A 24,015-nucleotide genomic window follows, 5' to 3' on the forward strand; every position below is an offset into this window, starting at 1 on the left:
GCGTTGAAACAGGAGTGGGCGGGCATTACTGCGTAGTCTGCTCTGCAACAGAACGGGCCTGTTTCGGGGCTAAGCTATAGTTTGCCTGGCGACGGAATAAGCCGGTTCTTGTCAAGCTATCGAATAAGCCTGTTCCAGCATAAAGCGCTGCTCCTCTTCGCTGTAGCTGACCAGCGAATTTTTGCTGTTGGAGCGGGAGAGGATCCAGTCTGCTTCCGCTGCCGTAAGCGGCTGCGCATCGTGCCAGAAGGGGGTGATAGCGTTGTCCTTTAGCCAGTGTTGCAACATTCTGGCGGGCGGCAAGGTAAACCCCGGGAAAAGGGCCGTGGCTAAATCGTCCATTAATACCTGCTGCTGTTCATCTTCCGTCTTGTTAAGTATGGTCAGGAAGGGCAGCAGTAAACGCCCGCACACTTCACCATGATGGTAATCCTTTATCGCCCCCAGCTCTCCGGCAATGCCGTGGATCACCCCTAAACCCGCCATGCTCAGCGACAATCCTCCTTGCCAGGAAGCGAACATCATCTGCTCGCGTGCTCTGTCACCCTGTTCATCATCGCGATTCAGATGCGGCCAGGCGCTGATAAATGCACGCATTCCCGTCAGGGCTGTCTGACGGCTAAAGAAATTGCCTTTGCTGGAAAGGTAGGCTTCAAACAGATGGGTGAAGGCGTCAATCGCACAGCACGCCAGCACGTGATCGGGCGCGCCCTGTAACAGGTCGGGGTCAAGAATCGCAATGTCAGGGACGAAGTTGGCGTGGCGCAGCGAGGCTTTAACTTTGATCTCTGCTTTGTCTGTAACCACCGCGTTCTGCGTCACCTCGCTGCCGGTGCCCGCAGTGGTAGGCACAGCAATCAGCGGCAGCGTTGCGCCAGTCAGCGGCGTGTCGCCGACTTTTTCCAGATATCGCAGCGTGTTGAGCGGATGCTGACTCAGCGCCGCAAAGGCTTTAGCGGCGTCCAGCACGCTACCGCCGCCAATGGCGACCACCCGTGTTGCCTTGCCACGCCAGCGGGTAACCCATTGATCGATCTCAGCAGGCGAAGCCTCGTGGCTGACAATCTCATGCCCCAGCAGCAGCGGTGCCAGATCGGCTTTCAGCGCCTCCCACTTCGCGCTCTGCAGGAAGGAGCGACCACAAAAGAGTAAGGTAGGCTGAACCTCTTTCTGCAGCAACGGCAGCAGTTCACGCAGGCTTCCGCGCCCAAAAAAGGTATGACGGTTAGCTATCATCTGGCTGGTGCTCATGGGTTTTCCCGTAGGGTCAGAAACAGAGCAGACAGGCTACCTTGCCAGCAGGCTAAAGATCAAATCGAGCGGGAAGGGCAGCTAAAGGTAAAAACTTTGTCCTGCGGCGCATTCACCACCATAAAGCGGGTATCGGAGAGGCGCATCGCCAGCCAGCCCTCTTTGGTCACGGCGGCAGGCACATATTGCTGCCGGTCGGCCGAGTGCAAAGGGCCGCTTTCCACTACCTTTTCCGGCAGCGTAACGCTGAAAGAGGTAAAACGGTCAACAATTTTTCCTTCAAGATTGCCCAGATTGCGTCCATCCAGCGTCTGCAGGTTTCCCTGGCAGATCATTCCCTGCTCACCGCCTGAACAGGCTGTTAACAACACCAACGCGGCGGCGACGCCAATTCGCCTTACTCTCCGGCTGAATCCCGTCTCGTTAAAAATGGCTTTATCCTGCCACACCATAATGCATCCTTTTCATCGGGTAATGGGTTGAGTATAGCGGGGAGTTTGTTAAATTTCCCCTTGCTGAAAACCCTGACAATTAAAGGGTGAAAGCGCGCCTTAAGCGCCTTTGTAAGCCTCTTGTTATCATTTTGTGGGGTAAAACTGAATCAATTCAGCTAAAAAGGTAACAACGGTTCGCAAAGCGATTATTGAGTGCTACACTCTTTGCCGATTTTGACACTTTCCCCTTATTCTCTGCATTTGAACAGCCGTTTTACTCGACTGATTGCGCTGATGCCTTCTATTTTGTAGGGGGAATTGGCGGGCAAGTTTCAAAACTGCTTGTATACTTTTCCAGCATGGTTGTGTGCGTTTCTCAACGGCGTTGGGTTGTACAAAAAGTTTTTTGTGCAGGCCAGTTGGGGAACTTTTGACGGATAAACTTTTAAACAACGAACCGATCCTGTGAACAACAAAACCTCTGCCTTGTTAATTACGCCGCTGTTTTTACTGCAACCTGTCGTGAGTTATGCTCAGTCGCCAACCGATCAGCGCGGAGAGGCTGCCGCGCAGGGCAACACCCTGATGGTTGTTAAGCAGCGTAGCGGATTGTCTGAACTGGACACGCCTGCTGCCGTCAGCGTAGTCAGCGGAGACGATCTGCGCAACAGCATGGCGCAGGTCAATCTTTCGGAAGGGTTAGGCAGCGTTCCTGGTTTGCAGATCCAGAATCGTCAGAACTATGCCCAGGATCTTCAGCTTTCCGTGCGGGGCTTCGGCAGCCGTTCAATGTATGGCGTTCGTGGCGTGCGGGTCTATGTGGACGGCATCCCCGCCACCATGCCGGACGGGCAGGGGCAGACTTCTAACATTGATATTAACTCCATTGATAAGGTCGACGTGCTGCGTGGCCCTTACTCCGCTCTCTATGGCAATGCCTCTGGCGGCGTGGTCAATATCGATACCCAGACCGGCAGCCAGCCCACCACGCTGACGGCGGGGACTTACTACGGCAGCTACGGCAGCTGGCGTAACAGTGTTAAGGCCAGCGGCGCTACCGGTGACGGTACCCGGGCGGGCGATGTGAATTACACCATTTCCGGCTCACGCTTTACCACGCACGGCTACCGTGACCACAGCGGCACCCAGAAAAACCTCGGCAACGCCAAGCTGGGTGTGCGCCTGGATGATGTCAGCACGCTCACCCTGATGCTGAACAGCGTTTCGGTTGATGCCAACGATCCGGGCGGCCTCACCCGTGAAGAGTGGAAAGCGAATCCTCGCCAGTCGCCACGCGGTGATAACTTCAATACCCGCAAAAGCCTCGACCAGACTCAGGTTGGCCTGCGCTATCAGCGGGAGATGAGCGAGAACGACCAGCTGACGCTGACCACCTGGCACGGGGAGCGGCATACCACGCAGTATCAGTCTATTCCGCTGGCCCCACAGCTCAGGCCCGCTTACCCTGGCGGCGTGATTGTGCTGGAACGCAAATATTCCGGCGTCGATACCCGCTGGAAGCATCAGGATCAGCTTGGCTCGGTGCCGTTCAGCATTACTGGCGGGCTGGATTACGAGACCATGACCGAACGTCGTCAGGGATTTGAGAATTACAATCTTGTGAATGGCGTACCGGAATTTGGCGAGAAGGGCAGCCAGCGCCGCAACGAAAAGAATGTGATGTGGAACCTGGACCCCTACCTGCAGAGCAGCTGGGAACTGACCTCAAAATGGACGCTGGATGCAGGGGTGCGTTACAGCACGGTGAGCTTTGATTCTGAAGATTACTATGTCACTTCCGGCAACGGGGATGACAGCGGCAGCAAGCGTTACCACAAGCTGCTGCCGATGGGCTCGCTGAACTATGCGGTAACCGATGCCTGGAATCTCTATGCCTCGGCGGGGCGTGGCTTTGAGACGCCGACTATTAATGAACTCTCCTACCGCTCGGTAGATGGCAGCCAGACCGGTCTGAACCTGGGCCTGAAGCCCGCCACCAGCGACACCTTTGAACTGGGCAGTAAAACCCGCCTCGGTTATGGCCTGCTGACTGCGGCGCTCTTCCAGACCAACACCGATAACGAGCTGGTGGTGGCACAAAGCAGCAACGGACGCTCCGTCTACAAAAATGCCGGTAAAACCCGCCGCCGTGGCGTGGAGCTTTCCTTCGATCAGCAGTTTGCTGAAAACTGGCAGATGAAAATGGCCTGGACCTGGCTGGATGCCACCTATCGTAATGAAACCTGCGATAACAATGGCAACTGTACCCCTTCCGGCAATCGTCTGCCGGGGGTAGCGAAGAATATGGGCTATGCTTCGCTGGGTTGGCTGCCAGAACAGGGTCTGCATGCGGGCGCCGATATTCGCTACATGAGCAGCATTCAGGCTGATGATGAAAACGACGCAAAAGCGCCCTCTTATACGGTGGTGGGCCTGAACGCGGGCTATAAATTTGGCTGGGATAAGTGGTCTCTGGACCTGTTCAGCCGCGTCGATAATCTTTTTGACAAAGAATATGTAGGCTCAGCGATCGTCAACGAAGGCAATGGTCGCTACTACGAGCCAGCGCCAGGGCGTAATTACGGCGTGGGCGCTACGCTCTCTTATACGTTCCTGTAATCAAGTATCCAGCACAGCCTGCCGTTCAGCGTAAGCCTGGCGGTGGGTTCAAAACACCGGGATGGATAAGCGGTATTAACCGAGTGTTTTTTGCGATTTAGCATACGATCTAAATCGAAGACGTTAAATTTTGGTAAGGTCCATACTATGCAAAGTAAAGCACCGTTATCACGGATCCTCGTGATGATTACGGCTGTATTCGCCGTCCTCAGCGGGTTGTACCTGTTGATTGGCGGTATCTGGCTGGCAAAAATCGGCGGCTCGTTCTATTACATCATCGCTGGTGTGATTGAGCTGGTTGTCGCCTGGCTGCTGTTCCGTCGCCGCTCTTCAGCGCTGCTGTTGTACGCGGTATTCCTGTTGGCGACGCTGGTCTGGTCGCTGTGGGAAGTGGGGTCCGATTTCTGGGCGCTGACGCCGCGTCTTGACGTCACCTTCTTCCTCGGCCTGTGGCTGGTTCTGCCGTTTGTGTACCGTGGCCTGAGCCAGGGCAAATTTGCCCGTGGCGCGCTGAGCCTGGTACTGGTGGTGACCGTTATCGCGCTGGTCTACTCGGTCTTTAACGATCCGCAGGAAATCAACGGTTCCCTCAGCCCTGAACAGGCTGCAAACATTGAGAAGTCTGGTGAAGGCATCGCTGCCGGAGACTGGCCTGCTTATGGTCGTACTCAGGCCGGAACGCGCTACTCGCCGCTGAAGCAGATCAACGACAAAAACGTTGGTCAGCTGAAGGAAGCATGGACCTTCCGTACCGGTGACATGAAGCGCCCAACCGATCCGGGTGAGCTTACCGATGAAGTGACGCCAATCAAAATCGGTGATTCCCTTTACCTCTGTACGCCGCACCAGATCCTGTTTGCGCTGGATGCCGCTAGCGGTAAAGAGAAGTGGAAATTTGATCCACAGTTGAAAACCGACCCGTCCTTCCAGCACGTGACCTGCCGCGGTGTCTCTTATTACCAGACACCTGAAGTGGCAACCCTGCCAGCTGGCAGCAAACCTGCGCTGTGCGCACGCCGCATCATCCTGCCGGTGAACGATGGTCATCTCTATGCGCTGGACGCGGAAACAGGCGCGCTGTGCCCGGAATTTGGCGAAAACGGCAAGCTGAACCTTCAGCAGAACATGCCTAACGCCCGTGCCGGTGCTTACGAGCCGACTTCACCGCCAATCATCACTGATAAAGTGATTGTGATTGCTGGTGCCGTGACCGATAACTACTCCACAAAAGAGCCTTCCGGCGTCATCCGTGGTTTCGATGTTAACAGCGGTAAACTGCTGTGGGCCTTCGATACCGGCGCTAAAGAGCCTAATGTGCTGCCGGAAGCTGACCAGCACTATGTGGCTAACTCACCAAACTCATGGGCGCCCGCTTCTTATGATGCGAAGCTGGATCTGGTTTACCTGCCAATCGGTGTGGCGACGCCTGATATCTGGGGCGGCAACCGCACCCCGGAAATGGAGCGTTTCGCTACCGGTTTGCTGGCGCTGAACGCCACTACGGGTAAACTGGCGTGGTTCTATCAGACGGTGCACCACGATCTGTGGGATATGGACGTACCGGCGCAGCCGACTCTGGCTGACATTACCGATAAAAACGGCAGCAGCGTTCCGGTAATTTATGTCCCAACCAAAACGGGCGACATCTTTGTTCTGGATCGCCGTAACGGTAAAGAAGTCGTTCCGGCTCCGGAAACGCCGGTGCCGCAGGGCGCTGCTAAGGGTGACCATGTCAATCCTACTCAGCACTTCTCCGGGCTGACCTACCGTCCAAAAGCCAAACTGTCTGGTGCAGACATGTGGGGCGCGACTATCTACGATCAGTTGATCTGTCGTGTGATGTTCCACAGCCTGCGTTATGAAGGTCCGTTTACTCCGCCTTCAGAGCAGGGCACGCTGGTGTTCCCGGGTAACCTGGGCATGTTCGAGTGGGGCGGTATCTCAGTGGATACCGATCGCCAGATCGCCGTGACCAACCCAATGGCGCTGCCGTTTGTTTCCCGTCTGATCCCACGTGGTCCAAATAACCCGTTGTGGCCTGGCGAGAACGACAAGGGCGGCAGCGGGACAGAAACCGGCGTTCAGCCGCAGTATGGCGTGCCATACGGCGTGACCCTGAACCCGTTCCTGTCGCCGCTGGGCTTCCCTTGTAAGCAACCTGCGTGGGGCTATGTCTCTGCGGTGGACCTGAAAACCAACGATATCGTGTGGAAAAAACGCATCGGTACCGTTCGTGACAGCTCACCGGTGCCATTGCCGTTCAAAATGGGTATGCCTATGCTGGGCGCGCCAATCTCTACGGCGGGTAACGTGATGTTTATCGGCGCAACCGCAGATAACTACCTGCGTGCGTTTAACGTCACCAATGGTAAAGCGCTGTGGGAAGCTCGTCTGCCCGCTGGCGGCCAGGCAACGCCAATGACCTACGAGGTGAACGGCAAGCAGTATGTGCTGATCGCAGCGGGTGGTCATGGCTCCTTCGGCACCAAGCTTGGCGACTACATCGTTGCCTACGCGCTGCCTGACGACGCGAAGTAACAGCACTTCCCGGCATCCGCAGACTGGATGCTGAATTGAGCAGGGCAACCGTTTCGGCGGTTGCCCTTTTTTTGTCTCTCTTTCACCGTAAAAAACGCCTGCTTTTTTCCCGCCAGGCGTTATCATTCGGGCGTTTATTTCAATCAGGTTGACTGACTCATGTCGCAAACTTCTCCCCTGCTGGATGTGCAGGATATTGGCTATGCTCAGGATGGCACGACGCTGCTGGCCCCCGTTTCGCTGCGCCTCAGTCAGGGGGAGTTTCTCCTGCTGACCGGTCCTTCCGGCAGTGGTAAAAGCACATTGCTGAAAATCATCGCCTCACTACTTGAACCCTCTCAGGGCGAGATCCGCTTCGCAGGGCGGCCTGTTCGCGAGCTGAAGCCGGAACACTATCGTCAGCAGGTCTCTTACTGTTTTCAGACCCCCACGTTGTTTGGCGAGACGGTGTATGACAATCTGGCGCTGCCGTGGCACATCCGACAGAAAAAAGCTGACAGGGCTGTGCTCAGCAGGTGGCTCACAAGCGTGAATCTGCCCGAAGAGATGCTGGATAAAAAGTGTGAGCAGCTCTCTGGCGGCGAGAAACAGCGCGTCGCTCTGCTGCGGAATCTGCAATTTTTGCCGCAGGTGCTGTTGCTGGATGAGATCACCAGCGCGCTGGATCAAGAAAACAAACGGACAATTAACCAGCTGATCCACGGACTGGTGAGGGAGAAAGGCGTGGCGGTAATCTGGATCAGTCATGACGCGGCGGAAACAGAGCAGGCACACCGGGTAGTGACATTAACGCCACCGTCAGGGAAGGGAAACGATGAGTCAGCATAATATTACCAACGAGTCGCTGGCACTGGCGCTGGTTCTGGTGCTGATTGCCCTGCTGGTCAGCAAGCGAGAGAAGCTCGGGCTGGAGAAGGATATCGTCTGGAGCGTTGGTCGCGCCATCGTGCAGCTGATTATCGTTGGCTATCTGCTCAAGTACATTTTCGAGCTGAACAACGCGATACTGACGGTAGTGATGGTGCTCTTTATCTGCGTTAATGCCGCGCTCAACGCCCGCAAGCGCAGCCGAAATATCGGCAACGCTTTTGTGCTGTCGTTTATCGCTATTACCACCAGCACCACGCTGACGCTGCTGGTTTTGGTGCTGAGCGGGTCAATTGAGTTTATGCCGATGCAGGTTATCCCTGTTTCAGGAATGATCGCCGGCAATGCAATGGTGGCGGTGGGGCTTTGCTACAGCAATCTCAATCAGCGTTTTGCCGATAACCGGCAGAAAATTCAGGAGATGCTGTGCCTGGGCGCGTCAGTGAAAGTTGCTTCGGGGAAGCTTATTCGCGACAGCATTCGCGCCGCAATGATCCCAACGGTGGATGCTGCCAAAACGGTGGGGCTGGTGAGTTTGCCGGGCATGATGTCGGGCCTGATATTTGCCGGCATCGATCCGGTAAAAGCGATTAAATATCAGATTATGGTGACGTTTATGCTGCTGGGCACCGCCAGTCTCTCGACGATTATCGCCGGTTATCTGGCATACCGCCGCTTCTTTACCTCGCGGGCGCAGCTGCGTTAAACGTAAAAGAGAGGCGGATCGGGCGATCCGCCTCCAGGGCCAAATCAGAAGTTGATATTGGCGCTGATGCCGCCGACAAAGGCATCTTTTACTTCGCTGACCGCACCTGGTGAAGTGACATATTGCAGGTTTGGCCGCAGTTTCAGCCAGTTGGTGAGCTGAGCGTTGTAGTAGATTTCATAGTTATATTCGGAGCCGCTCTGTATCGGCAGGTAAGTCGGGTTGTCGTAATCGTTTACCCCATTTTCCCGGTTGGTTTCGCGCAGCATATTGCCATAGTCATCATTAACGTGAATACGGGCGGCACCGACGCCGATCTCATCTTTCGGACGCGCGTCAAACGGCCCCTTCCAGACGAACGCTACCGACTGGTAGTTATCGGTTTTCGAGGTTTTATGGTCGTTCATAACGGCCTGAACGTTAATGCCCAGCCCGCGATTGTTGTCGCCATCCATCGCCGTCAGCTGTTGTTGCAGCAGTAAATATCCGCCGTAAGCGTGGTTCTCCTCGCCATATTCGCCATTGCTGTAAGAGCTGTAGTTATCACCTTTCATTGAAGAGTAGTACATGCCGATGCGATAGTTACCCGGCAGCTTGTCAGCACCCAGGAAAGGTCGCCAGCCTAATTCGACCGGCACCATATTGCCAAGCGTCGGGCTGGTATCCAGACGGAAACCGTTGGCGGTGTCGTAGTTTGATGCTGTCTGATTGTAGAAGCCCACCTGGAAGAAAAGCTCTGGCGTGAAGTTAAACTTCACGCGGCCACCCCACTGGGATACTGGCCAGTTGAACCAGCGGTCGCCGCGCCAGTTCCCCGCCTGTCCACTACCAAACGCCAGGTTCTGGAAATTACTGTCGAAGGTATCAAAATCCTCACCCACGGTGACGCGTCCGGCCTTCACTTCTACAGCGTTATCAAAGAAGCCTTTATTCAACCAGAACTGCGTCAGACGCCAGGTTTGCCCGCGTCCCCACACTTCCTGCACTGAGGAGAGGCCACCTGAACGGGGATCGTTAATCTGATCCGTCAGGTTCTGACCATTACGGCTGGTGATGGTGGCCTGGAACTGGGTGTCTTTCCAGTTCAGCAGCTTGTCCAGATCCAGCGTGGTGCCAAAGCCCCACTGATCAGTGTAACGGGCCGTGGTCGAGTCCCGGTAACCACCGGAGAAATTACTGGCGGATTCCATGGTGTAGTTTACCTGGAATTCTACGCCGTCCTCTTTTAACTGGCTGCGGTAACCTTCCCAGTCACCAAATGCATAGGGGGAATCCAGGCTTAGCGGCGTAAAATCTGCCAGCGCAGAGCCGGATGCCAGCATCAGTCCAAAACCACAGAACGCCACCGATCTTTTTAACGTGGTTTGCGGGAGCTTGCTTTTCATGGTGAAACACCTTCTTTTTATAGGGATAACACTGTCCTTCATAACGTCGGGCAGGGAACGTTACGGCCTTGCTGCTTTTTAAGCATTTTCTCCTGCTCAGGGGATCTGTGTAGGGGGGAAGTGCTGACATAAGCCTGAACCTGCGGCCTTAACAGAGCGAATAAGAGCATTAAACGGTTGTTTAGTTGTTTTAATTAGTGCTGAAATGATTAGCAAAGTATGGATTTAGTGCAAAATTTCAAAGTGGATCACACTTTAAGGGAAACAGGCGGTAGCAGAGCGGAGAACGGCTTTCTTAAAAAGAGGGTTGCGGAAAGGCAGGCATAAAAAAAGCCGGAAATTAATAACCCCAATAACTCTGAAAAGGTGGTTTTTCGGGGTTACTGGGGTTATTATTCATTTACCGGGACATCACAGGGCAAGAGGATGAACAGCAGGACGCTAATGGCAGAAATCAAGGCCGATGGCTGGATTCTGGTAAGAGTAAATGGGAGCCATCACCATTTTATTCACCCGACAAAACCGGGACTGGTAACAATACCTCACCCCAAAAAAGATTTACCGATTGGCACGGTAAAAAGCATCAGGAAACAAGCGGGAGTTTAACCCCCTACTTACTTGAGGAGGATGACTATGTTTTATCCAATTGCCATTGAAGCTGGCGACAGCGAACACGCATATGGCGTTACCGTTCCAGATCTGCCAGGGTGTTTCTCCGCTGGTAACACCCTGGATGAGGCCATAGCAAATGCAAAAGAGGCGATTACCGGACATATCGAATTATCCGTTGAGCTTGGGCATGACATTCCGCCAGTCTCCACTATTGAGGCATTAGCTGCTAATCCTGGCTATGCAGGCTATATATGGGCGCTGGTTGATGTGGATGTTATCCGTTTGCTGGGCGGCTCTGAAAAAATCAACGTCACGTTGCCCAAGTCGCTGATTGACCGGATTGATCGCTGTGTTGCTTCGAACCCCGAGTTTAAGAGCCGCTCGGGATTTCTGGCTCAGGCGGCACTTGAGCGTATATCTGCCGCGCGTTAAGTACAGAACAGCCAGTACCGGGAAGAGTTTGCCGGGGTGAAGAAGTGATCTCCATTCGCCTGGCTGAAGCCTGGGGATAAGGATCTCAACAAAAAAACAGCCCGATGGCTGTTTTTTAATAGCCCCGATCTTTGGGCTGATTTCCGATGCGTGGTCAATAAGTGGACACAGCAGGAGAGAAAATGCTGTATTTCAAAAGGCTGCAGGCATAAAAAAGGCCGAAAATGTCGGCCTTTTCTGGAAGAGCAGTGTTAAGCCGCCCTGGGCTGATTAACGGCGACCAAAAATCTTCGCCGCCAGGAAGCCCACGCCAGCGGCAATCGCCAGCGAGACAAACGGCGCGTCCTGCGTTTTGGTTTTCACGCAATCCAGCGCATCATCCACCGCATAGGTCGCTTTCGCTGCGCCCTGGCGCACACGCCCTTTGAACTCATGCTCTGGAGAATCGACAGCTTTACCAAACTGCTCCTGACCTTTGCCCAGCGCTTCGTCTGCTTTATCGTTCGCTTTATCTAAAAGACTCATACTGTCTCCTTTGTGTTGGCATGATTCCTCATGGAAGAACTCTAAGCGTAGACCATCCCTGGCGTTATACCGCCCCGGTTATGTGACTATTTATGACGAACGTAAAGAAAAGGGCCGACAATTGTCGGCCCTTTGCGCATGACTGGCAGTCAGAATATCAGTGTGACTTCATGCCGGCAGCGGTCATCATAAAGCGGAACAGGGTAGCCACAACGCCCAGTGCCATAACGCTACAGGCATAGATAACAATCATCCATAGCAGGCGTTTCCACGCCGGGGATTTTGTCACTTGCTGAGTTTCGGTTGCAACTCTCATCGTTTCCTCCCAATACTTTTCATCTCACGGCGTTTACAAACCGCTGGTTAATCAATGGTAACCTTCGTCCGGGTTAATTTTTCCGCGGAATACGTAATAGCTCCAGAAGGTATACGCCAGGATAACCGGAATAATCAGCAGGCCGCCAACCAGCATAAAGCCCTGACTCTGCGGCGGAGAAGCCGCCTGCCAGATAGTGATATGCGGTGGAATAATATTTGGCCAGATGCTGATGCCAAGGCCGGTAAAGCCGAGGAAGACCAGCGCCAACGTCAGTAGGAACGGCGAATAGTGCGCATGACGGTTCAGCGAGCGCATCAGCGCCCATGAGGCCAGAACAACCAGTACCGGAACCGGAACAAACCAGAAGACGTTTGGCAGCGTGAACCAGCGTTTCATGATGTCTGCATGTTCCAGCGGCGTCCAGATACTCACTATCACGATGATCGCCAACAGGGCGAGCAGCAGCGGTTTGGTCAGCGCTGTCATTTTGCGGTGCAGTTCATTTTCAGTTTTCATGATAAGCCAGGTGCTGCCCAGCAGAGCATAAGCCACCACCAGACCCAGTCCGCAGAACAGCGAGAAGGGCGTCAGCCACAGCAGCTCAGGGCCGCTGTAAGCGCGGTTAGTGACTTCAAAACCGTTGATGAAGGTGCCCAAAACCACACCCTGGCTGAAGGTAGCCAGAATCGAGCCGGCAATAAAGGATTTATCCCAGAATGCGCGGTGCTCTTCCGTCGCCTTGAAGCGGAACTCAAACGCCACGCCACGGAAAATCAGGCCGATCAGCATGGCGGTCAGCGGCACGGACAGCGCGTCCAGAATCACCGCGTAGGCCAGCGGGAAGGCGCCATAAAGCGCCGCGCCGCCCAGCACCAGCCAGGTTTCGTTGCCATCCCAGACGGGGGCAACGGTATTCACCATCATATCGCGTTCGGTGGCATCCTTATTGAACGGAAACAGGATGCCGATACCGAGGTCGAAACCATCCATCACGATATACATCAGGGTCGAAAAGACGATGATGGTAAACCAGATAATTGAAGTATCAATACCCACTTTATTTATCCCCTTCCGGCGTGGCTAACTTTTCTTTCACGGCAGACAGCGGACGTGCCTGGGTATGTCTTGTACCCGGACCGCCTTCGTCATCATGATTCCCTTCCCCTGGTTTTGGTCCTTTCTTAATCAGATTGATCAGATAGATATAACCCACCCCGAATACAGATGAATAAACCAGAATAAAGGCCAGCAGGCTGATGCTCATATGCATTTCGCCATGCGCCGAGACGGCATCTTTGGTGCGCAGCAGGCCATAAACCACCCACGGCTGGCGACCAATTTCAGTAGTGAACCAGCCTGCCAGCAGCGCAATCAGACCGGATGGCCCCATCAGCAGCGCAAACCACAGGAACGGACGCGAGGTATAGAGGCGCTGGCGAAAACGCAGCCACAGGCTACAAACGCCCAGCAGAATCATCAGCATTCCCAAACCGGCCATGACGCGGAAGGACCAGAAGACGATAGTGGAGTTAGGGCGATCTTCTTTCGGGAAAGTCTTCAGCGCAGGAACCTGTTTGTCCAGGCTGTGGGTCAGGATCAGGCTGCCCAGATAGGGAATTTCCAGCGCATATTTGGTTCTTTCCTGCTCCATATCCGGCACGCCGAACAGGATCAGCGGCGTTGGCTCATTGGGTGGGTTTTCCCAGTGGCCTTCAATCGCCGCAATTTTAGCAGGCTGATGCTCAAGCGTATTCAGACCATGCGCATCGCCCAGTACCGCCTGAATCGGTGCCACAATCAGCGCCATCCACATCGCCATAGAGAGCATTTTGCGGATCGCTGGCGTATCGTTTTTGCGCAGCAGGTGCCAGGCAGCAGAAGAGCCGACAAAGAAGGCGCTGGCCAGGAAAGCGGCAGTAGACATATGCAGCAGGCGGAACGGGAAGGAAGGGTTAAAGATGATCTTGAACCAGTCAACCGGGATCACCATACCGTTCTGTATTTCAAAGCCCTGAGGCGTTTGCATCCAGCTGTTAGAGGCCAGGATCCAGAAGGTAGAGATGAGGGTTCCAAGGGCAACCATGCAGGTGGCGAAGAAATGCAGGCCACGGCCTACGCGGTTCCAGCCAAACAGCATTACGCCCAAAAAGCCCGCTTCGAGGAAGAACGCGGTAAGCACTTCATAGGTCAGTAACGGACCGGTTATGCTTCCGGCAAACTGCGAAAAGCCGCTCCAGTTGGTACCGAACTGATACGCCATCACCAGGCCGGACACCACGCCCATCCCGAAGTTAACGGCGAAAATTTTCGACCAAAAATGATAAAGGTCGCGATAGTCCTCATTTTTGGTTTTCAGCCATAAACCTTCCAGCACCGCCAGGAAGCTGGCGAGCCCGATGGTTATAGCCGGGAACAGGATGTGGAAGGAGACGGTAAACGCGAACTGTATCCTTGCCAGGTGGAACGCATCTAATCCAAACATTGCTTACCTCGATCTAACATAAAAAAATTGCCTTTCTTTTTTATTTACCGACTATTAACAACAGGGCTACATAAAAGCTTTATGAAGCTGCCGTTAAGCGGATATTTCATCGAAGGTTTGATCCTAAGACCAAATCAGGTGAAGGAGTAGCAACAGTAATCGGGAACATGCCTATAACAGCATAGATCTTTGCGATGAATTGTTTCATCGCTGCGTTAAAGTATTTTGAGGATCTGTTAATTCATTCATACCAGATGATGCTGTGATGTAAAAATAGTGTATTTTTCTGCCCGGTCATCCTTTTTTTATCTCTCAGGCCGCAGGCGGGGTGAAAAATAAGTGTGAAAATTACTTTGCTTTTATTTATAAAACCGCCCGGACATATAACTTTTTCGCACATAATAGCGATGCATCAGGGCACAAATTGGAAATTAATTGGGAAATCAGCGGCTTTGTAAACGGCAATGTTGTTTTAATGTTAACGATGGGTGGGGTAAATTTTACGAACTCCTCTGGGTTGTTATCGGTAAGTAACAGGTGGCCGTGCACCAGAGGCGAATATGAAAAACCCTGTAAATGTTAAAGCTTATTTTCTTATTTTGATTCATTAAGAAACATTTGGTTACTTTTATGCGGGCGGTTACCTGCATTTTTTTGTCGAAGGTCAATACCTGGTCAGTTAAGGTGTGATTTCAGAGATATGTTAAAGGAATGATAAAAATGACGCTTCTGCTGTCGTTATTGCCCGTATATGCCGCTTACTTTCTTGGTACGGCAAGCCCCGGTCCCAGTAATCTTGCCATTATGGGCCTCGCTATGCGTCAGGGCCGGCTTCCCGCCTTGATTATGGCCGCGGGCGTTATTACCGGCTCGCTGTTTTGGGCACTGATCGTCGCCACGGGAATTTCATCTTTATTATTAGCTTATACTCATGCGCTTATTGCTATTAAGGTGGCAGGCGGCTCTTATCTTCTTTATATGGCCTTTAAGGCAGCGAAGGGCGCCCGAAGAAAAGGCGAGGCTGAAATACCGGACCATAAAATATCTGCCGTGGTGCCATTAAGAAAATATTATTTACGCGGTCTGCTTCTGCATCTCGCCAATCCCAAAGCCATTTTAGTCTGGCTGGCCATCATCTCACTTGGCATTCACGCTGACGCCTCGCCCTGGGTTTTGCCATTCATAGTAGGCGGTTGCGCTTGTATTGGTGTTGTGGTGTTCAGTAGTTATGCTTTGCTTTTCTCCACCCCCACCCTGAGCCAGGCCTATCTGAAAAGTCGCAGGGGGATTGAAGGTTTCTTTGCGCTATTTTTCGCTATTGCAGGCATTAAACTTCTGCTCTCCCGGTGAAATGCTCAAACCCTCTCTCCTGTGACAAAAGTTTGATCTTCATCTCAAAATGTAAATTCACCGTTGCGGGGGCGTATCAGCCTGGCGGTGTTACCGTTAACATGTTCCCGGTAACACCTCGTCAGCCCAGGCTGACAGCCCTGAAACTGATACCCGTCACGCAGAAGCAAGGCGGGAGAAAATTTACGTGATCCTGACTGCGGTCCGGAGCACGCACCGGAGAGAATTTATGCCATTAGTCATCGTTGCGATTGGCGTAGTACTGTTACTGCTGCTGATGATCCGCTTTAAACTGAATGGATTTATAGCCCTGATCCTGGTCGCGCTGGCGGTCGGCGTGATGCAGGGAATGCCCGTTAACAAGGTTGTTGGCTCGATCAAAGCTGGCGTTGGCGGCACGCTGGGCAGCCTGGCCCTGATTATGGGCTTTGGCGCTATGCTGGGTAAACTGCTTGCCGACTGCGGTGGGGCACAGCGTATTGCTACTACCATGATTGCCAAATTCGGCACCAGATATATTCAGTGGGCCGTAGTGCTTACTGGTTTTACCGTGGGGTTTGCGCTGTTCTATGAAGTGGGTTTTGTGCTGCTGCTGCCGCTGGTACTGACTATCGCCGCTTCTGCCCGCGTTCCTCTGCTCTATGTGGGCGTTCCGATGGCTGCGGCGCTCTCCGTTACCCACGGTTTTCTGCCGCCGCATCCTGGCCCCACCGCTATCGCCACGCTGTTCCATGCTGACATGGGCAAAACGCTGCTGTTCGGCACGCTGCTGGGTATCCCAACCGTTATTCTTGCCGGTCCGGTTTATACCCGCTTCCTGAAAAGCATCGACAAGCCAATCCCGGAAGGTTTGTATAACAAGAAAACCTTTACCGAAGCTGAGATGCCGGGCTTTGGCGTCAGCGTCTGGACCTCTCTGGTGCCGGTTATTCTGATGGCGCTGCGAGCCGTGGCCGAGATGGTGCTGCCAAAAGGCCATTCGCTGCTGGCTTACGCAGAATTTTTCGGTGACCCGATTATCGCCACGCTGATTGCCGTGCTGATTGCGCTCTTTACCTTTGGTCTGAACCGTGGTCGTACCATGGATGAAGTGATGGGCACCCTGACCGATTCAATCAAAATCATCGCCATGATGCTGTTGATTATCGGTGGCGGCGGGGCGTTCAAACAGGTGCTGGTGGACAGCGGCGTGGACAAATATATCGCTGGCCTGATGGAAGGCAGCACGATTTCTCCGATCCTGATGGCCTGGTCAATCGCTGCTGCGCTGCGTATTGCGCTGGGTTCTGCCACGGTGGCCGCAATTACTGCTGGCGGCATCGTGGCGCCAATTATCGCCACCACCGGCGTCAGCCCGGAGTTGATGGTGATTGCGGTAGGGTCTGGCAGCGTGATCTTCTCTCACGTTAACGATCCGGGCTTCTGGCTGTTCAAAGAGTATTTCAACCTGACCATTGGCGAGACCATGCGCTCCTGGTCCGGCTTAGAAACGGTGATCGCCGTGTGCGGACTGATTGGCTGCCTGTTGTTGCAGATGGTGGTGTAAACCGCTTCGTTCAGCATTCCCTCTACAGCCGCAGCTCTCAGGCTGCGGCTGTTTTAACCTCTTCCGCTGGCAAACCAACCTCTGAACAGCGAGCCAGCTCTGATCTTTATGCTCAGCGTAAAAACTCCGCCACTTCGGCTTCCGGCATTCCCGCTTCGCGGGCCGCAGTCAGGAGCTGCTGCCAGGTATTGGCATCGATCGGGATACCCTTACTTAACCGCTCTGCACGTTGCGCCTCTTCAAATTCTCCCGGTATCTGAACTGGCTGGTCGCCAGCCTGAGGTGAGGCTTTCGCCCAGTCGATAAAGGCCTGCGCCTCCTGCTGCATCTGCGGGGCGTCAAAGGCTTGCGGGTCAAGAATGATGGTGGTCATGCTGTTGAAAATGGCCGCCACGCTGTTTTGCAGCGTGCTTTGATGAGTCGTTTTACCGCCCGATAACGCGCCGCCCAGAATTTCGCACATCACGGCCAGGCCATACCCTTTATGCAGCCCAAAGGCTAACAGCGAACCGTAAGGCGTCTCATGCATCACGGCCGGATCGGTGGTTGCCTGGCCCAGGTCGTCAATTAAATGTCCGGGCGCAACCGGAACACCTTTGTTATAAGCCACTCTGGTCTTACCGAATGCGATACCGCTGGTGGCAAAGTCCAGCAACAAAGGGGGCTGCCCGTCACGGGGAAAGATAGCGCAAAACGGGTTAGTGCCAAACCGACGATCGCGGCCGTTGAACGGCGCCACCATCGGGTCGCCGACGACATTAACAAAATGGAAAGAGATAAACCCTGCGCGGGCACACTGCTCAGCCCAGTGACCAATACGCCCGATATGGTGGGAGTGGCGTAGCGCGATTGCACACATACCCAACTGTCGCGTACGTTCAATCCCCAGCGCCATCGCCTCGCTGGCGGCAACCTGACCAAAGCCATTATGCCCATCGACGGTGAGGACGGCGCCTGCATCCTTTACCACTTCCACGTGCTGGTTTTGCTGTAAATGTCCCTGCTTACGGGAAAGCATATAACTCGGGATCATTCCCACGCCGTGGGAATCATGACCCGCCAGATTTGCCTGCACCAGATGCTCTGCCACCAGGCGGGCTTCCGTCTCGCTGCTGCCCGCATGCTGCCAGAGTGCCTGAACTAAACGTTGAAGCCTGCTGCTCTCGATGCGAATTTCACCTGCTATACGATCCATCTCTCTCTCCTGCGTCGCTGATTACTCTCTATTTTTAAACGAATAATTCGCCGCTGTCGTTAAAATATCCCTGAGCGGGTCATGAGCATTTGCCTGATAAAGGCGCGATTTTGGTGGCGGGAGTTGCCATGAAAGCCGTTTGCTAAGTATACTATCGCCTTGAAAGTATTTGATTTTTTTACTAAAGCCAAATTTTATACTCATAATTATAACAACCGCTGTTAAGCCACTTTGCCCCTTTTGGCGCAGGCCACCCAACACCTTTCTTTTTTACGGTTAATTATCCTTTTTATTAACAGGTTTGCGGGCAGTTGCCTTTGGGGATGGAGAGTATGGAAAATGAAAAAGAACAGGCGCAGCTGCTTCCTGAGCTGCCGCTGAAGGGTATCCCGCAGGAGATACTGCGGCTGGGTAAACGCCTGGCGGATACCAAATATCAGATCGATATGCTGGGCAAAACGGGGTGGGGCGAACTGACGGCCAACCTGCACGGCCTGGAAGCGAGCGGCGAGTGGGACGGGCCGGACGATGCCTTAACCTTCTTCAGCAAAATCTTTCCCTTTGCCATGCTGCCTGCCGAAACGGAGCCGCTGGGGATTTTCCGCGTCCCTACCGAGCGGGTTATCGGACGAAGCTGGCGCTGGTGGCCCGATCATCTGAGCGCCACCAGTGAAACCAAGCTGCTGGAGCATCTGGATGGGCCTCATGCCGCAGAAAGCACGTCGTGGTATTTTCTGCCTGCTCTGGGCGTGCTGCTTGCCGCTCAGGGGCAGAGCCGGGTGAATTACTGCCGCCAGCGCCATATTCCTTTTATTACCGCGCGCGTCAGTAATCTGAATTACCCGCCAGCAGACCGCTTTCGCCTCTATCACGTCACTAAAGGGCAGACGCGGCAAAGTTGGGTCGTGCTCAACGACCGCTATCTGCAACCTGTTCTGTGGCCCCGAATCACTCTTCCGGCGCTGACCACTTATGGCGTTCACAGCGGCAGCTGGCCGCTGACGTTCCCGCCAACGGATCGCATCTTCAACGAGTTGTATAATCCTGCGCCTGCCGGGGATTTCGTCGCGCCCTGTATCGATCTGCTGGCCATTAATGAAACGATAAAAGCTGAGGCGCTGGCGGCAAAACGGGCGCAAAAGCCGGTGAAAATGGCGTTAAGCGATATGGATATCACCAACATCTGGCCGGTCAGCCTGACCCTTTCGTTTTTCTTTATTCTGTCGCTGGTGATTGCGGGCGTAACGGCAGGAGAGGGCTGGGCAGGCTGCATCAGTCTGTTGGTGTGCGGCATGGCTGGCAGCCTGCTGCTGTTTCTGGCTGCGCCGGTGTTTCTGGTCAGTAAGCGTTTACGAAGAGATTTCCAGCCGGAAACGTCCGAAGAGGAAGCGGCTGAGGCTCAGCCGCCTGAGGTTACTGCACCAGCTGGTGGTTGATGGCGTATTTCACAATATCGGCGTTGCTTGAGAACTGCATTTTTTCCATCATGCGCGATTTATAAGTGCTGACGGTTTTATTGCTGATCGACAGCGCATCGGCGATGGCGTTGATGGTCTCACCGTGTGCCAGCATCAAAAGGATCTGACGTTCTCTGGTGGTTAACGTTTCGTGCAGGGCGCGGTTGCCGTTCTGGTATTCGGCAAAGACAATCTCCTGGGCTAAATCGTGATCGATATAGCGAGACCCTTTGGCTACGCTGCGGATGGCGGCCAGCAGCGCATCCGGGTTTTTATCTTTGGTGATATAACCCAGCGCGCCGCAGTTCAGCACGCGACGGGCGATTTGCGGCTCATTGAACATACTCAATACCAGAATCGGCAGCGACGCATACTGAGAGTGGATGCGGTTGATTAAATCTTCTCCGCTGATCCCCGGCATCGAAATATCCAGCAGCAGCAGATCCAGCCCGCCGAGCCGCAGCCGCTCCAGCACCTGGCCGCCATCGCCCGCTTCGCCGACCACATTAATCATCTCATCCAGCGCAAAAATCTGTTTCAGTCCCTCGCGCATCAGCGCGTGATCGTCGGCAATCACTAACCTTATTACTTCACTCATGCTGGTTCCCTGGTTGGAGATGCCTGATGCGAGCGCAAAATATAGCAGCTCGCTGTGACTATTATGCTGAAAGGGGAAGGGTGATCTCCAGTTGCGTGCCCTGGCCGGGTTCGCTGGTGATAGAGGCAAAGCCGTTCAGCATATCGACCCGCTCTTTAATGCCCAGCAGGCCGAAAGCATCTTCACGCACCGCCTGCATTTTAAAGCCCTGGCCATTATCGCGGATCTGTACCACCACCGACTCGCGGCTCGCCTGTACGATGATCGAGACCTTACTCGCTTTTGCGTGCCGGGAAATATTGGTCAGCGACTCCTGCACCACCCGAAATACCGCCGTAACGGCCTGATCGCTCAGCGCAACAGGCTTGCCCTCCGGCACGATTAACATGCAGGCGCAGTCGCTGTTTTTCACGAACTCATCCCGTAACCATTCAAGCGCAGGAACCAGGCCCATGTTTAGCATATTGGGCCGCAGCCGGGTGGAAACATCTCTGACTACCTGAATGGTGCTGTCGATCAGCGTCATCAAATAATCCGCCTGTTGTATCACGCGGGCTGGGTTATCAGCCTGCATACCCATCACCGACAAACCGGCGCGCAAACTGGTCAGGTGCTGACCCAACTCATCATGGATTTCACGGGCGATATGCTTGCGTTCATCTTCGGTGCGCTGCTGCTGATTGCTCGCCAGCAGCCGCATCTGCTGATGGGCGGCACGCACCTCATTTTCCACTTCACGCAGGCGGCTGATATCACGCCCTACCGCCAGGATAGAGATCACATCCCCCTGCAAATCATATTCCGGTACGCAGCGAACATGCAGAACCCTGGCACGGTCGCCAAAGCGCGCTTCCAGCTCCGCCTCGCTTTTTTCACCGCTGGCCAGCGTATTGGAGACCAGGCGGAACAGACGCATGCCTACTTCATCAAAAGGAATGGTGTCGGTTAAGCGCCAGCCGCGCGCCTTCTCTTCACTGCAACCAATCACTTCCAGTACCTGCGGATTCGCATACTGACAGCGCATATCGGTATCGAAGCGGGCAATAAGATCGGGAGAATTTTCAACCAGGGAGCGAAACTGCTGCTCCTGCTGAAGGTAACGTTCGGTTCGCTGTTTCAGCTCCCGCACGTCACGCACTACGTTAAGCACCAGGGTTTGTCCCTGGTGTTCATAGGTACTGGAGCTGACCTCAACTGGGATCAACTCGCCGGAGCGCATCCGGTGCTGAGAGGTAAAGCGGATCCCTTCCGGGCGCATACTGAGCTTCCACCACAGCCCCGCCACGTCAGGATCCAGCAGTTCTCCATCAATATCGGCGTAGCTTAAGCGGATCAATTCCTGATATTTATAGCCCAGCATTTCGCAGGCTTTATTATTGATATAGATCAGCGCGGCATTTTTGCCGACTAAATAGATAGCGTCATTGACCTTGTCAAGCGCAAAGTCGGGCAGGATAGCCCGGCTCTCATCAGGATTTTTACTCACATTGAGGCTGAATATTTCAGACGAAAGCATTTCTCTCTCTGAAGGTTAAAAAATGTCGTTACGCTAAGCATAGATTATATTACCGCAGAGAACAGTTCATCCGACAATTTGTCGGTAAGGAACAATTACAACAAATAATTTCTCTGCTGACCATTGTTATTCATCTGAAAGTTGAGGCAGCGCGCAGATAAATAATTATGGCGTTTTTCAGTCTGAAAAGTTTACTTTATTCAGCTTATTGTGCTCTTCAGCGCTTCACGCACGCGGGACAATCGGGATTTTACCGTCCCCAAAGGGATGTCGAGAGAAGTGGCGACATCCTGATAGCTGCCGTTACGTTCTACCAGGATGGTCAGCATCTGCTGCGTCTCTTCAGGCAGTTTCTCTATCGATACCGCCATGACGTCCAGCAGCTCATCGTTGGCAATAATGTCACTGGGATCACACTCTTGGATCAACTCCAGCAGATTGTCTTCATTCAGACTGTCAAACAGAAAACGGTTCTGATGGGTCTTGTAGTAGTTGCGGATCAGATTGGCGGCGATGCCGAACAGCCAGGTTTCAGGTCGGGAAGCCCCCAGAAATTTATGGCTGTTGCGCAGCACTTCCAGGCAGGTCATCTGTGCAATGTCTTCAACATCTTCACGATTAGAAACACGCTTACGAATAAAGTTGTGCAGTTTACGATTTTGCTGGCAAAGGATCTCCTGCCATAAAACTACAACAGGGACTTCAGCTATTCCTGCGGTTGAAGAAGTTAACATTTTTACGCTCCTGAAATTAATAAACAGCCTGAGAGTTGTCATATAGCAAGGAGCGTGCCAGAAAAGAAAAAGGCTGTGGTGCCAGATTATTTCAGCGTTTTTTATTTGAGTTAAGAATTATCTGAGACAAATGGCGACCATTTGCGAAAAATAGCTGTGCAACAATTGACACTAATAACGGCGGTTTAATGTTTCAGCTGAATCAGACATTTTAAATAGGTGTTAAAGGGCATTTTATTCGGGAACTTATTGCGCAGGATAGCCACGTAAGGGAATCGCGAAATCAATGACGAGCCCGAGATGATAAAAGTTCAGTCCTCCTTTCAGTATCAGCAGGCCCTGGCAAAAACGCTGCTCAAGCAGGATAGCCCTCGGGCAATGGGTTCCGATCTCCGTGCCCGGCCGGTGAACACCCAGTCTGCTGCCGCCTCGCTGAGCGATTCGCTGGAAGAGATCGGCATGATGTTCAGCGAAAAGGTTGAGAAAAAAACCAAAGGGCTGAACCGTCGCCAGATCAATACTCAGCATCTGCGCAGTAATCGCGGGGCTGTGGAACGCATTGAACGGCTGGGTGAACTTTATCAGATGCTGGACGGGCAGCAGCAGGATCGGCTGGAAACCCGCCTCAGCGCGCTGAAGGATGTGCTCAGCAAAGAGAGTGAACCGGAAGCGGAGACGCTGGTAGAGGCGGCGGATAATGACCCCGCGCGGTGCGATTTACTCCTGCGCATGACGCTGCGTGAAGCTGACCGCACTGGCGATATACAGACTGCTGCCGCCGCCAGTAATGGTCTGGACGCCCTGCATGAAAAGTTTGGCGACAAAGTGCGTGCGGGCCTGAATACCGCGCCAGCTGTTGCCAGCTTCACCACCGATCCCAATGAAAAGCAGGGGATGCGGGATCTCTACTATCACAGCATTGTGAAGCATCAGTCGCCTGCGGTGATGCTTGACAGTCTGCTGGAGCGTTTTGGCCGGGAGCAGTTTAAACCCGGTCTGCGCACGTTACAGCGTGCGCTCTCGGAAGATATTGCCGCACTGACGCCTTCCATCTCCTCCCGCTCGCTGCACAAAATCCACCTTGCCCTGAGCGAGGCCGGGCAGCTCACGCATGTGCTGGCCGGCAGTGACAAACTGCTGAGCGACCTGCGTTCTCGCGGCAAAATTCCTGCCTCCGCGCCAGGCGGTATTGAGATGACCCGCCGGTTGCTGAACGTGGCCGAAACCGGATTGCAGGGGCGCGACATTACCGGCATAGGCAAAGAGTTTGCCGGAGAAAAGGCCACAGCTCAGATGCTGTTTTTCAACGGGTTTCTGCCGCTGATGAACGCCATGCCACGGATGCTGTGGCGCGATCTTAACGACCGCCCGGCGGCGGCGAAGCTGTTACGAAGCGCGATCGGCATGATGGTGGATAACGAGCACAAAGCCGCGGCGAAAGGGTGAGGG

21 protein-coding genes are annotated in these 24,015 nt (G+C 53.8%); 10 read left to right on the plus strand and 11 right to left on the minus strand.

The genetic code is table 11. The annotated features are described in order from the left end of the window. Positions 1-111: 111 nt before the first annotated feature. Complete coding sequence (locus SD961_RS09065) at positions 112-1,251, minus strand: iron-containing alcohol dehydrogenase (protein WP_318790048.1); 1,140 nt, start codon at positions 1,249-1,251, stop codon at positions 112-114. A gap of 59 nt (positions 1,252-1,310) precedes the next feature. Next, positions 1,311-1,703, minus strand: a complete 393-nt coding sequence (locus SD961_RS09070; RefSeq protein ID WP_318790049.1) for a hypothetical protein — start codon at positions 1,701-1,703, stop codon at positions 1,311-1,313. 447 nt (positions 1,704-2,150) lie between these two features. Here SD961_RS09070 and pqqU point away from each other — a divergent pair, with 447 nt between their 5' ends. The 4 genes from pqqU to fetB all read left to right on the plus strand — a co-directional run bounded on the left by pqqU (position 2,151) and on the right by fetB (position 8,415). Beyond that, positions 2,151-4,304, plus strand: coding sequence for a TonB-dependent receptor PqqU (gene pqqU, locus SD961_RS09075; protein WP_318790050.1), 2,154 nt, complete (start codon positions 2,151-2,153; stop codon positions 4,302-4,304). Between the two features lie 147 nt (positions 4,305-4,451). Further along, a complete protein-coding gene (locus SD961_RS09080) occupies positions 4,452-6,842 on the plus strand; it encodes a glucose/quinate/shikimate family membrane-bound PQQ-dependent dehydrogenase (RefSeq protein ID WP_318790051.1) in 2,391 nt (796 codons plus the stop codon). Positions 6,843-7,001: 159 nt separating this feature from the next. Further along, a complete protein-coding gene (gene fetA / locus SD961_RS09085) occupies positions 7,002-7,670 on the plus strand; it encodes an iron efflux ABC transporter ATP-binding subunit FetA (protein ID WP_318790052.1) in 669 nt (222 codons plus the stop codon). Continuing rightward, positions 7,657-8,415, plus strand: a complete 759-nt coding sequence (fetB, locus tag SD961_RS09090) for an iron efflux ABC transporter permease subunit FetB (RefSeq protein ID WP_318790053.1) — start codon at positions 7,657-7,659, stop codon at positions 8,413-8,415. Before fetA ends, fetB begins: the two co-directional genes overlap by 14 nt. A gap of 44 nt (positions 8,416-8,459) precedes the next feature. Here fetB and SD961_RS09095 read toward each other — a convergent pair whose 3' ends face one another. After that, the gene (locus SD961_RS09095; RefSeq protein ID WP_412916666.1) at positions 8,460-9,800 is read right to left on the minus strand and encodes a carbohydrate porin; all 1,341 of its coding nucleotides are present in this window, start codon (positions 9,798-9,800) and stop codon (positions 8,460-8,462) included. A gap of 426 nt (positions 9,801-10,226) precedes the next feature. Between SD961_RS09095 and SD961_RS09100 the strand changes: the two genes are divergently transcribed. Together SD961_RS09100 and SD961_RS09105 are read left to right on the plus strand one after the other, a co-directional pair. Further along, on the plus strand, positions 10,227-10,406 hold the full coding sequence (locus SD961_RS09100; RefSeq protein WP_318790054.1) for a type II toxin-antitoxin system HicA family toxin: 180 nt from the start codon (positions 10,227-10,229) through the stop codon (positions 10,404-10,406). A gap of 27 nt (positions 10,407-10,433) precedes the next feature. Further along, positions 10,434-10,844, plus strand: coding sequence for a type II toxin-antitoxin system HicB family antitoxin (locus tag SD961_RS09105; RefSeq protein WP_318790055.1), 411 nt, complete (start codon positions 10,434-10,436; stop codon positions 10,842-10,844). Between the two features lie 270 nt (positions 10,845-11,114). Here SD961_RS09105 and SD961_RS09110 read toward each other — a convergent pair whose 3' ends face one another. The 4 genes from SD961_RS09110 to SD961_RS09125 form a co-directional block, all read right to left on the minus strand. Next, positions 11,115-11,369, minus strand: a complete 255-nt coding sequence (locus tag SD961_RS09110; RefSeq protein WP_318790056.1) for a CsbD family protein — start codon at positions 11,367-11,369, stop codon at positions 11,115-11,117. A gap of 157 nt (positions 11,370-11,526) precedes the next feature. After that, a complete protein-coding gene (locus SD961_RS09115; RefSeq protein WP_318790057.1) occupies positions 11,527-11,685 on the minus strand; it encodes a DUF2474 domain-containing protein in 159 nt (52 codons plus the stop codon). Between the two features lie 51 nt (positions 11,686-11,736). Next, a complete protein-coding gene (gene cydB / locus SD961_RS09120) occupies positions 11,737-12,744 on the minus strand; it encodes a cytochrome d ubiquinol oxidase subunit II (protein ID WP_318790058.1) in 1,008 nt (335 codons plus the stop codon). Between the two features lies 1 nt (position 12,745). After that, the gene (locus tag SD961_RS09125; RefSeq protein ID WP_318790059.1) at positions 12,746-14,170 is read right to left on the minus strand and encodes a cytochrome ubiquinol oxidase subunit I; all 1,425 of its coding nucleotides are present in this window, start codon (positions 14,168-14,170) and stop codon (positions 12,746-12,748) included. A gap of 720 nt (positions 14,171-14,890) precedes the next feature. Here SD961_RS09125 and SD961_RS09130 point away from each other — a divergent pair. Beyond that, positions 14,891-15,520, plus strand: a complete 630-nt coding sequence (locus SD961_RS09130) for a LysE family translocator (RefSeq protein ID WP_318790060.1) — start codon at positions 14,891-14,893, stop codon at positions 15,518-15,520. 229 nt (positions 15,521-15,749) lie between these two features. Beyond that, positions 15,750-17,066, plus strand: a complete 1,317-nt coding sequence (gntT, locus tag SD961_RS09135; protein ID WP_318790061.1) for a gluconate transporter — start codon at positions 15,750-15,752, stop codon at positions 17,064-17,066. A gap of 112 nt (positions 17,067-17,178) precedes the next feature. Here gntT and SD961_RS09140 read toward each other — a convergent pair whose 3' ends face one another. After that, positions 17,179-18,252: a malate/lactate/ureidoglycolate dehydrogenase gene (locus tag SD961_RS09140; protein WP_318790171.1), complete on the minus strand. Its 1,074-nt coding sequence runs from the start codon at positions 18,250-18,252 to the stop codon at positions 17,179-17,181. Positions 18,253-18,593: 341 nt separating this feature from the next. Here SD961_RS09140 and SD961_RS09145 point away from each other — a divergent pair, with 341 nt between their 5' ends. Next, on the plus strand, positions 18,594-19,697 hold the full coding sequence (locus SD961_RS09145) for a hypothetical protein (RefSeq protein ID WP_318790062.1): 1,104 nt from the start codon (positions 18,594-18,596) through the stop codon (positions 19,695-19,697). Here the strand turns inward: SD961_RS09145 and SD961_RS09150 are convergent. The 3 genes from SD961_RS09150 to SD961_RS09160 form a co-directional block, all read right to left on the minus strand. Then, complete coding sequence (locus SD961_RS09150; protein WP_318790063.1) at positions 19,675-20,316, minus strand: response regulator transcription factor; 642 nt, start codon at positions 20,314-20,316, stop codon at positions 19,675-19,677. The genes SD961_RS09145 and SD961_RS09150 overlap by 23 nt on opposite strands. A 61-nt stretch (positions 20,317-20,377) precedes the next feature. Further along, entirely contained in the window at positions 20,378-21,802 is a 1,425-nt protein-coding gene (locus tag SD961_RS09155) for a PAS domain S-box protein (RefSeq protein ID WP_318790064.1), read from the minus strand. A 230-nt stretch (positions 21,803-22,032) separates the two neighbouring features. Beyond that, entirely contained in the window at positions 22,033-22,566 is a 534-nt protein-coding gene (locus tag SD961_RS09160) for an RNA polymerase sigma factor (RefSeq protein WP_318790065.1), read from the minus strand. A gap of 300 nt (positions 22,567-22,866) precedes the next feature. Between SD961_RS09160 and sctW the strand changes: the two genes are divergently transcribed. Further along, complete coding sequence (gene sctW / locus SD961_RS09165) at positions 22,867-24,012, plus strand: type III secretion system gatekeeper subunit SctW (protein WP_318790066.1); 1,146 nt, start codon at positions 22,867-22,869, stop codon at positions 24,010-24,012. Positions 24,013-24,015: the final 3 nt, after the last annotated feature.

Source organism: Erwinia sp. MMLR14_017 (assembly GCF_033657285.1).
Classification (GTDB): Bacteria; Pseudomonadota; Gammaproteobacteria; order Enterobacterales; family Enterobacteriaceae; genus Erwinia.